General features: G+C 61.2%; 10 protein-coding genes. 1 reads left to right on the top strand and 9 read right to left on the bottom strand.

What is annotated here, in order from left to right:
• Positions 1-39 precede the first annotated feature (39 nt).
• The 9 genes from BMI86_RS10190 to BMI86_RS10150 all read right to left on the bottom strand — a co-directional run bounded on the left by BMI86_RS10190 (position 40) and on the right by BMI86_RS10150 (position 7,713).
• Positions 40-222 carry a hypothetical protein gene (locus BMI86_RS10190; RefSeq protein ID WP_078541214.1) on the bottom strand — a complete coding sequence of 61 codons (183 nt, stop codon included), beginning with the start codon at positions 220-222 and terminating at the stop codon, positions 40-42.
• A 66-nt stretch (positions 223-288) separates the two neighbouring features.
• A complete protein-coding gene (locus tag BMI86_RS21245) occupies positions 289-1,344 on the bottom strand; it encodes a hypothetical protein (protein ID WP_078541212.1) in 1,056 nt (351 codons plus the stop codon).
• 21 nt (positions 1,345-1,365) lie between these two features.
• Positions 1,366-3,765 carry a hypothetical protein gene (locus tag BMI86_RS10180; RefSeq protein ID WP_078541211.1) on the bottom strand — a complete coding sequence of 800 codons (2,400 nt, stop codon included), beginning with the start codon at positions 3,763-3,765 and terminating at the stop codon, positions 1,366-1,368.
• Entirely contained in the window at positions 3,749-4,273 is a 525-nt protein-coding gene (locus BMI86_RS10175; protein ID WP_078541209.1) for a hypothetical protein, read from the bottom strand. Before BMI86_RS10175 ends, BMI86_RS10180 begins: the two co-directional genes overlap by 17 nt.
• Before the next feature lie 12 nt (positions 4,274-4,285).
• Positions 4,286-5,050, bottom strand: coding sequence for a hypothetical protein (locus BMI86_RS10170; protein WP_078541207.1), 765 nt, complete (start codon positions 5,048-5,050; stop codon positions 4,286-4,288).
• Positions 5,050-5,262, bottom strand: coding sequence for a hypothetical protein (locus tag BMI86_RS10165; RefSeq protein WP_078541205.1), 213 nt, complete (start codon positions 5,260-5,262; stop codon positions 5,050-5,052). Before BMI86_RS10165 ends, BMI86_RS10170 begins: the two co-directional genes overlap by 1 nt.
• Positions 5,259-6,899, bottom strand: a complete 1,641-nt coding sequence (locus BMI86_RS10160) for a hypothetical protein (protein ID WP_078541203.1) — start codon at positions 6,897-6,899, stop codon at positions 5,259-5,261. Before BMI86_RS10160 ends, BMI86_RS10165 begins: the two co-directional genes overlap by 4 nt.
• Positions 6,896-7,120: a hypothetical protein gene (locus tag BMI86_RS10155; RefSeq protein WP_078541201.1), complete on the bottom strand. Its 225-nt coding sequence runs from the start codon at positions 7,118-7,120 to the stop codon at positions 6,896-6,898. The genes BMI86_RS10160 and BMI86_RS10155 overlap by 4 nt, the downstream gene beginning before the upstream one ends.
• Positions 7,117-7,713 carry a terminase small subunit gene (locus BMI86_RS10150; RefSeq protein WP_078541199.1) on the bottom strand — a complete coding sequence of 199 codons (597 nt, stop codon included), beginning with the start codon at positions 7,711-7,713 and terminating at the stop codon, positions 7,117-7,119. Before BMI86_RS10150 ends, BMI86_RS10155 begins: the two co-directional genes overlap by 4 nt.
• A gap of 382 nt (positions 7,714-8,095) precedes the next feature.
• Between BMI86_RS10150 and BMI86_RS20965 the strand changes: the two genes are divergently transcribed.
• Positions 8,096-9,091 (top strand): hypothetical protein, encoded by a 996-nt coding sequence (locus BMI86_RS20965; RefSeq protein ID WP_168173834.1) that lies wholly within the window; start codon positions 8,096-8,098, stop codon positions 9,089-9,091.
• Positions 9,092-9,094: the final 3 nt, after the last annotated feature.

Genomic DNA, 9,094 nt, shown 5'->3' with positions numbered 1-9,094 from the left:
CCCATAGGTAGCGTCATGCGAAGGGGTGTGGCGGACTGCCTAGCCCTCTGGCTTGGGTGTGCCGTGAATGTGCTCGAGCCCTTCCTCGAGCACGATCAGCTGGCCATCAGGAGCATCCACACCAATGCGCGCGGATCGTTCCCCGATCTTGAAGATGGAGATTTCCAGATCACCGACGCGGATGCGCACGGGCTGGGAGATTTTCACGTTGCGCATCCACATAGGCTGCTCCTTTGTCCCTTCGGTATTTGCCCCTGCCCACCGATCGCGACGGGCAGGGGCGGATCATCAAGCCCCGCGAAGCCAAGCCTCACGCTGCTGGGGCGTCATGGACGCATAAGCTGCCTCACCATCGAGGCCGGTTGCGCGGTCGGCTGCCTCGAAAAGCCCGTTGCTGGCGGTGGTGTCGCTCGCGGTGGGCACATCGCCCAGCGTGCTCGGAGCATCGGGGCGCTTGCCTTGCTGGCGCACGCGGTCTTCTGCGGTCGCCTTCTTGTCGGCCTTGGCGGGCTTGGCCGGTTTGCCCGTCAGCCCCTTGCCGGTTTCTTGCAGCACGAATGCGTTGGCGATGCGCGCGCCCATCTGGATGCGCTGATCCATCGACATATTGGCATAGCCAGGGTGCTTGTTGATTTCCTTGAGCGCCTCATCGAAGACCTCGATCGCCGATCGGTTGCCCAGCTGTGCGATCGGCTCCTGAGAGGCGAAGGCGTTGTTGGCGCGGGTGAAGGCGTCGACCTTGGCATACCATGCCTCAGCATAGCTCTCCTGCGCGCGCTGCGTGTCGCGCTCGCTCTCTTTGACCGCCAGCCGGGCATCGGCGATCTTGTCGTGCAGCTCCTCTTCCTTCTCCGCATACTCCTCATCGGTCAGGTCGCCGTCCTCGTAGGCTTCGCGCAGATCGCTCAGCTCCTTGCGCGAGGCTTCCACGGCAGACTTGAGGCCCTCGAAATCGGCCTGCGGCAGCTGCGGTTCGGCGATCTTGGCCATGTCGTCGGGCATATCCAGCTCGAGCGCATCGGATTGATCGTCTTCGCCGCTGGCGTCGGGATCGTCCTCGTCTTCGCCGTTCGCGTCGGGATCGTCCTCGTCGTCCTCGTTGTCCGCATCAGGATCGTCCTCGTCGTCCTCATCCTCGGGCGACGTGGCGCTGCTGTCATAGACGCTATCGCCGTCTTCATTCAGGCGATCGATTTCCTCTTTGGTGAGGAAGCTCTTGAGGCCATCGAGCGTAAACTTGGGCGGCAGGCCCATGTCGCGCAGCTCGTCGTCATTGGCGTTGCTGATCGCGTCCTCGTTCTTGTCCTCGGCGGTAGTCGCGTCGTCGGCTTCGGTCTTAGCCATGATTGTTTCCTCGCTGGCAGGTTAGGCGTTGATGGTCTGCGTGGGAGCCGGGGTACCGGCCCCTTGGGGCATGTCGGCCACGTTGACTTCCGGGCCGGGCGTGTGAGGTTCCGGGCCGGTCGGGCCATTGATCTGCACATGCTGCGGCTGGCCGGGCTGCGCGTTGGTCCCTTCGGGCAAGTGCATCCCCCCGGTGGCTTGGTCGGGGTGGTCTTGGAGCACGGCAGAGGCCATCGCGATCGACTCGTCGGTGCTCGTCTTCATGATCCCGTCGACGGCAGCGCCGATTGCATCGGCCCCGCCCAGCTCAATCGCGACCTTCACGGCCCCCATGAGCTGCTCGACGTTATCGGTGCGCAGGCCCATCCAGTTGCGGGCAGCGTCTGCGCGCGCCTTCTGCGCATCGGCTTCCTTCTTGGACAGCTCGGCTTCGGCGGTGCGCTTGGCCATGTCCTGAGCCTCTTTGGCGGCAGCCTGCGCGGCTTGCGTCTCCGGGCTCGGGTTGTTGGGGTCTTCGTCAGGATCGGACACGCCGGTGATCTGCCGGATGCGCTTAACGATTTCGTCGCGCTTGGGCACATCGAGGCTTTCGACCAACAGGTCGACGGTCTTGATCACGATCTGCGGGCTGGTGCTGGCAAGGTTCTGCATCAGCTCCATGAGCTGCGCGGCCTGCGCCTGCCGGGTGGTGGCCCGCCAATCCTCTTCGGCGATGATGAAATCGGCCTTGAACATGTCGATCGCATCGCCCAGCACGCCGCCGTTGATCGTGACGTAATCGGGGTTGCCCCGCGCGTTGGTGATCCGAAACTCCATGCGCTCGGTAAAGAACTGCTCGACGTTGATCAGCTTCTTGGTGCCGTGCAGGCGCTTGGCCGATCGCAGGTTGTCGAAGAAGAGCGAGGTTGCCAGCTGGCCCTGATCCTGCCGGGCCACGATCGCCTTGCCACTGGTGGCGTTGGTGGTGCGCCCCATGTTCTCATCGGTGACGCCGCCGACCTGCTGGATCATCTGCGCATCCATGCTCATGAGGTTGATATGCGCATCTGCGACTTGTCGGTCGGTTTCGATCTTCGGGGCAGGGTGGCCGGTCTTGTAGACGATCACGGAATCGGGCCGACCTGCTTCCTCTCGCAGCTCCTCGATATCATCCACGGCCCCATCCTCGGCGGTCACGCGCACGGTGGAGAGCGCGTGCAGCGCCTTGGAAGCGCGCTTGTTCAGATCGCGTTGGATATCGCGCAAGCCGCGGATCATCCCGTAAGGCAGCCCGTCGCGGCCCCGGCGATAGCCCCAGATCGGGGTGAAGGGGAAACGGTTGTGCCGATAGGGCGACTGTCGCACGTCCAGCAAGCCTTTCTCGGTCATGAGCGCGTAATGAACGACCTCACGCACGCGCTCAACGAGCGTGGCGCGGCCCTCCATCAGCTCGGTCCAGTGGCCCTTGGACCAAGGATCGAAAATCTCGCGGGAGAAGTCGCCGCCCGACATGACCGGCACGCTGACGGGCATACGGAACCACATTTCGATCGTGCGGATGCGCTTGCGCACGTCGAAGCCGCCGCTGGTGACTTCCATTGCGCCAAAGGTGGTATCGATTTCGGGCGCATCCATCGCATCATCGCCAAGATCGCTGATGGTGCCGGTGAGAATGGCATCCTCGGTCGACATGCTGAGGAGCCCTTGGCGATCGGGCCACTTCGCGCAGGCGATATCATGGTCGAGCCATTTCACGCGGGCGACATAGCGGGCATCGCGCAGATCGGCCTTCTTGGCGCGGCTGTCCCAGAGCATATTGCGCCAGCTCTCGTGTCGATCGAACACGAGCGGCCCGTCAGCCGCATTGCCCTGGCCTGTCTCGAGCCAGCCGATCCCGACCTTCACGGCATCAGCGAACGCAAGGCTTTCCTCCTGCGCACTGTCGTTCTCGTCGCGCAGGAAGCGCAGAAGCTCGCTCTTGCGCTCGGCAGACTTCAAGCCGTCCTTGCGGCGCGGGAGCACCTTGTAATCCGTCTCAGCCCGGCGCTGGCTGCCCAGCACCCAGTTGATCGTGGTCTGCACCAGATTGAATTGCAGCGCGGCTTGGCCGCGCGCTTCCAGCTCGGCAATCTCCTCGGCGGTCCATTGGATATGATCATACATATCCTCATCGATCGACATTTGAGCGCGGTTGTCGGTCTGGCGTTCCAGCTCATAGCGATAGATCGCGATCAGGCGGCGATGCAGCGCCATTGCACGCGCCCCATCGAGGTGCGTGAAGGGATGCTGCTTGCCGTCCTCGGCGCTATCGAATGGAAGCGTCTGGCGTTTGTGGGCACGGGTCGCACCGTCGCGCGTAAACATGACCTCACCGGGTCGACGGTAGCGCTTGCCCTTGGGCGACAGGATCGCCCCACCACTGAAATCAAGATCGAGAGGCATTTTTGGTGATCTCCGTTTCGGCAACGACCTTGCCGCTATCCCTCTCGGTGATTGTCACATCGCCGATCACGTTGGTGGGCGTGATCGAGTGACGCAGAGCCGCCTTCATGGGCAGGGGCGGCATGAAATACAGATCGCGCAGGCGCGACTGAATGGCATCGAGGACGCGGAACACGGACTTCTTGTCGCCCACGTCGCCGGGCAGAAGACCGTCACCGATCCATTCGGAAATGACGCGGGACATATGCGCGGGATCGCCGCGCTCGAGGGTCCAGCGCCAAGCCTCGTTGAGCGGAATCACACAGGGCACCGCGCGCCGCGCCCCTTTGCCAATACGACGAGGGTCGCGGCGCGCGTCGATCAGCACCAAGCACGGCTCGGTGCGGTGTGCCTTGTGGTCCATCAGCCACGACCCGATCACGAGGATATTGCCCGAACGGTGCTCGAAATGACGGATATCCAGATCAAGCTGCGGGCGTTCGTTCAGCAGGAGCGTGGGGGCGGGCATGAGGTTCTCCAATCAGGTCCGTTTGGGGGTGGTTTCGAACGCCGTCGACAACAGGCGCGCATGGGTCTGAACCCACTCATTGAGCCGCTGATAGGCGGTGTGCAGCGTGGCACCGTCGCCGACCTCGATCACGCGCTCGAGACGCTCAGAGGCCCGAACGACCTCGGAAAAGCTCGCGCGAAGCTGCTTTTCGACAACCTGCACATGGCACAGCGGCACGACCTCGAGCGGGGTGGTGTCCGCAGTCTTTACGCCATCGGCCTCGTATGGCTGCTCGTTCACACGGGCACGCTCGAGCAAGCTCGCCGGCCATTGGGCTTCGTCGTGGGGCGGCGGATAGGGCGCGTCCTGCTCGGCAGCGCGGGCCTTTGCCGCCTGCTTGCCGCATTGGCGCGAATGGATCGCCCAGACAGCGCGGTCTTCGCCGCTTGCCAAGTCGATGCCCCAGCTCATGCGCTCCTCGGATTGCGTGATCCGATGCGGTGCGAGCGAGAGGCTCAAGGCATCGATCAGATCATCAGCGTTGGAGAAGGCCCCGATCAGCTGCGGCTCAGCAATGGTCAGCTCAGGCTGCGAGGAGGGCTGGACTGGCCGGTGAAAGATCGCGGAGCCTGCGCACTGATACGCGGATGCGGCGTCTTTGGTCAGCTCAGGCACGCTCGGCACCGGGTTTTCGTATACGAGCCAGCCACCATTGGGCGCGGGCTCGATCGTGAGCTTGGCCTCGCCATCGAAGGGGGCCAACTGCGGGCGGGTGGCTTCGGAGAAATCGCGCATCAGATCACCCGTCCTTTCCGCGCAAGACGAGCTTCCTGACGGCGCAGCTGGCGCGTCCAGTGATGGATATGCGGGGGCGTCTTGCCAGCCTTGAGCTGCGCGGTGGTGCGCGTGGATTGGCCCGTGGCCATCGTCGGCATCTTCGTATCCCCTGCGAAGAAGCTGATAAGCAAGTCGGTGATCCCCGACCCGAATGAAAGAGCACGTTTCATGCGGTCATACCTGTTCTGCGCCGCCGTCTCCGGCGACTAGCTGCTGTTGGTGATGGTTGAGTGTTCCCCCCGCTTCCACGCGAGGCGCGAAGCGGCACAAATCCCTGCGCCCATTGTCGCAAAGCGTCAGGCGCTTCGGAATCGCCTTCGTCCTTTTCCGGGCTGTCTATGTAGGTGCCCAGTCGGGTATTGAACTTCTTGTGGTAAAGTGCGAGGTGCGTGAGTCCTTCTTTGCACCCTTCCTCATCGAACCATGCTTCGCTGAACTTCTGGCGCAGCATCGTGAGGCCTGCTTGGAAGTCATGGACGCGCGGAACGACGACGAAAGACCAATCCCGGCGCAGCTCTTGCAGCATCATAAGGGGCGAGCCCACGGAGCTTTGCATCTGCCTGATCTGGTTGGCGTCGTGAGGCAGGTGATGATTGGCGAAGACATATCCCGTCTCGGCCAGCTTGTTGACGTAGTAGCTGTAGCCTTCGCCCCAGCCCTCGATGAAGCCGATGAAGTGCGAGGCCATGCCGACCTGCTGCATGAGCCAGATCGCGGTGCCATCGCCCGCGCCAATGTCCCAAAACGTGTAGACCGGCAGGCTTTCCTGATAGGGCACCTTGCCGATGCGACCGCTCTTGCGTGCGCCCACCAGCTGAGGGGTGAGATAGGTGCCTTCGGTCGAACGCGACCATGCCTCAGCGCTCGAGGACGGCATTTCCTGCCGCATTTTGTGCATGTCGCCTGAGAAATCATTCTCGAGCTGCACGACATACCACGCCCGTTTCTCCGGGGGCAGCTTGATGCCCAACTCACCCTCGAGCTTGTTGAAATAGGCGTGCTGGGTGGCGCTGATCGCGGTGGTTGTCGGATCGGCCACATAGCCTGGGTCTTGAAACCACGGGAAAAAATGAAACTGGAACTGGCCGGGAAAGGCGCGGTGCTGCGCCTGAGCGAGCGCCTCGGCCTTGCTGGCGATGTTGTAAAACTCCCCGCTGGTGCCCTCCGCGGTGCTCTCGATCGTCGCGATCGCAGTCTTGGGCACGGCGGGCAAGGAGCCGGTCACAATCTCCTTGGCGCGCTCGGGATACTGCTTGGCGATCTTGCCCATTTCCGAGATATGCAGGTAGTGGATCGTGCTGCCGCGCATTGATGTGGCCACGCGGATCGAGCTGTTGTTGTGCCCGAATAGCAGCTCCTTTGCGCTCTCGCGCTTGAGCGGCATTTTGAGGCGCAGGGGCTCAGGCAGGTTGAGCCACGCGAACTTCACCTTGTCGCGCAGCATGTCGGCTGCCACGTCGACGGTCTGCGCCACGATCCCGCAACGCTGATTGCCCACGAAAAGCGCCTGATCGAGCCCGAGGATGCAGGCGAAGGTGGTGAAGCCCAGCTGGCGCGCCTTCAAGATCACGTTGCGCGTGTGCATTTCGCGAAGAAACTTGAGCTGGTTCACGTTGGGTAAGAATGGCTTGACGAAAACCTGCCCATCGTCGTCGTCGCTCGTCTTGACCATGATCTTGTAAAGGCAGCCCGAACAGAGCCGCCAAATCGGATCGGCCAGCGCCTCGGCCCATTCCGCCTCGGTATGAGGCATGGGCAGGGGCTGGGTGAGCGGCTCGGTTGGGATCGGCATGGGGTGAATGCTCATCGCTTTCCCCCGTGCTGAGCTGCGGCCTCGAGGGCGCGAACCTGCTGTTGCAGCTGCTCGATGCGCTGATGGTTCACCTGATCGAGCACGCGCCAATAGGCGAGATACAGGCGATCCCTGTGGCGCTGGCGCACACTTGGCCCCCCGATCCAGTCGGCGATCGCTTCGCGTAGCTCCTCGAGCTGCCAGCGCAGATATGCGATCGCCACGGCCCAGCTCATGATCCGGCCTCTTCGGCAGGCGGCTGGGGTTGTCCGTTGGTGGGCCCATTGGGGCCAATTCTCAGGCCGGTGCCCTGTGCTGCTGCGATCAGCTCGGAGAGGGCATCAGCCTTCTGCTCGTTGTCGCGCTCATAGAGGCCCAGATGGCGCATGAGCTTGTCGATCGCGGCAACCTTGTCGTGCATCTTGATCTTGAACGCGCCCTTGTCGGACAGAGAGACTTCGGACACCGCCGCCAGCGTCTCGGGCGATAGATCGGCGCTGTCGATGGCGTCGACATAGGGCAGATCGATCGGCGCGATTCCGACCTTGAGCGTCACGGGCCGGGTGCCCCATGAGAGCGTGTCGGAAACCTTGGCGCGCATGATCGCGGCCAGCTCGTTGATCACTTCGTCGGCTGTCACCTTCGTGCGCTCGGCGCGCTCGGTCATGAGCCGCTGAACGTCTGCCTTCACGTCCTCGCGTTGCAGGAGATTGTAACCCTGCTGGCCTGCGGTGCGCTCAGAATATCCCGCCCGGATCGCGGCCTTCGTCGCATCCAGATCGATGATATACTCCGCGCAGAACGCAGCCTGTTTCGGGGTGAGGGGCATCGGGCGTGTGGCCTAGTGAGGTTCACAATGTGGTTCACACATTCGCACAGGTAGCGATCACTTGGCAATCCGCCGCGATATCTTGGGTGGATCATGGTCTTGGTTGCTGCTCTGGGCGTCGAGTTAGACAAAGCGAAAGCCCTGCTGTGTGGTAACGCCGATTGCACGAGGTTTGCTGAACGAATTAGCTTAGGTGGATAGATATTTATGAGAGGAATACAGTTTGGAAGGCAAAGGAACCTCCGAGGTTACGGCTCCTCTGAGTTGGAGCAATTGGAAGGCAGCTCTTGGCGGCTCAGTAGCTCCCTATGTCATCGAAATGCGTCTATACTCAGACGCCCGGTTCGTAGGAGAAAAGCGTAACCTAGGCCCTTACAGCTTCTTGAATACTGTTCCCGCAACTCGCCATGGGAGCAGCGATGAGCTCAAACCAAGCATAGTTCTAAGAACCGAATGGCATATCGCAAATGACGTAAGCGTTCCGCTCGATACTAACGATTCCCACTATCATGGAGGAACACCATTTGATGAAGTCGCCGCATTGGTGGCGCTGTTGCTTGATGTTCGAGTAGTCGCGGGTCCTGTCGATCGAGAGTTTGGTTTGGACGATGACCCGCTTGGCCGCCCGCGCGCTCACGATGCTTCCCATCAGCCCATGTTGCCAGCCTTGCGTAAGCCGCCGCAGATTCCTCGCTTGAATCGAACTTGTCATCTGAATGACTTAGGAAACCTTGGAACTTACCCGATGCTACCTGCCGCTGCGGCCACTGCGTTGGTCAAGGCTGCACGCCTATATCAGAACGCGCTTTGGATAGCTGATACTTCCCCTGAGACGTCCTGGCTGCTGCTGGTCGCAGCGGTAGAAACAGCTGCGAACCATTGGGATGGAGATGTTCGAACTGACGTGGAAAGGCTTAGGTTTAGCTTTGAGCCAATGGTTCGCTATTTGGAGGAGCGAGGGGCTGAGGAACACGTTCCTGAGATTGCCAAATATTTATCGGGGGTGATCGGAGCGACAAGTAAGTTTACGACCTTCATGGTTGAATTTTCTCCTAAAGAGCCTCCAAGCCGTCCAACTTGGGAAAAATTGGATTTCGAGCCGAGAAAACTTAAAAATGCTTTTAGAGCAATCTACCAATTTCGATCGCGCGCTCTTCATGCGGGAATCCCGTTTCCCATGCCAATGTGCGATCCACCAAGGAGCTCTAGTAATGGGATTCACGTAGAAAAGCCCATGGGAATCGCTACGGGAACTTTAAACGCATCATGGCGGGCTGAGGATACGCCAATGCTGCTCCATATGTTCGCTTACCTCACCCAAGGGGCGCTTATGAATTGGTGGTCTTCAATGACCTCTGAGATTGCAGATGTGAGTTGAACG

Source organism: Thioclava sp. DLFJ5-1, from assembly GCF_002020115.1.
Lineage (GTDB): Bacteria > Pseudomonadota > Alphaproteobacteria > Rhodobacterales > Rhodobacteraceae > Thioclava > Thioclava sediminum.
Note: the sequence above shows the minus strand (reverse complement) of the source record. Positions and strands in the feature narration are given on the sequence as shown.

Bases quoted from the DNA above. Each gene is read 5' to 3' on its own strand.
- BMI86_RS10190 (WP_078541214.1), bottom strand. From the start codon at position 222: ATGTGGATGCGCAACGTGAAAATCTCCCAGCCCGTGCGCATCCGCGTC.
- BMI86_RS21245 (WP_078541212.1), bottom strand. From the start codon at position 1,344: ATGGCTAAGACCGAAGCCGACGACGCGACTACCGCCGAGGACAAGAAC.
- BMI86_RS10180 (WP_078541211.1), bottom strand. From the start codon at position 3,765: ATGCCTCTCGATCTTGATTTCAGTGGTGGGGCGATCCTGTCGCCCAAG.
- BMI86_RS10175 (WP_078541209.1), bottom strand. From the start codon at position 4,273: ATGCCCGCCCCCACGCTCCTGCTGAACGAACGCCCGCAGCTTGATCTG.
- BMI86_RS10170 (WP_078541207.1), bottom strand. From the start codon at position 5,050: ATGCGCGATTTCTCCGAAGCCACCCGCCCGCAGTTGGCCCCCTTCGAT.
- BMI86_RS10165 (WP_078541205.1), bottom strand. From the start codon at position 5,262: ATGAAACGTGCTCTTTCATTCGGGTCGGGGATCACCGACTTGCTTATC.
- BMI86_RS10160 (WP_078541203.1), bottom strand. From the start codon at position 6,899: ATGAGCATTCACCCCATGCCGATCCCAACCGAGCCGCTCACCCAGCCC.
- BMI86_RS10155 (WP_078541201.1), bottom strand. From the start codon at position 7,120: ATGAGCTGGGCCGTGGCGATCGCATATCTGCGCTGGCAGCTCGAGGAG.
- BMI86_RS10150 (WP_078541199.1), bottom strand. From the start codon at position 7,713: ATGCCCCTCACCCCGAAACAGGCTGCGTTCTGCGCGGAGTATATCATC.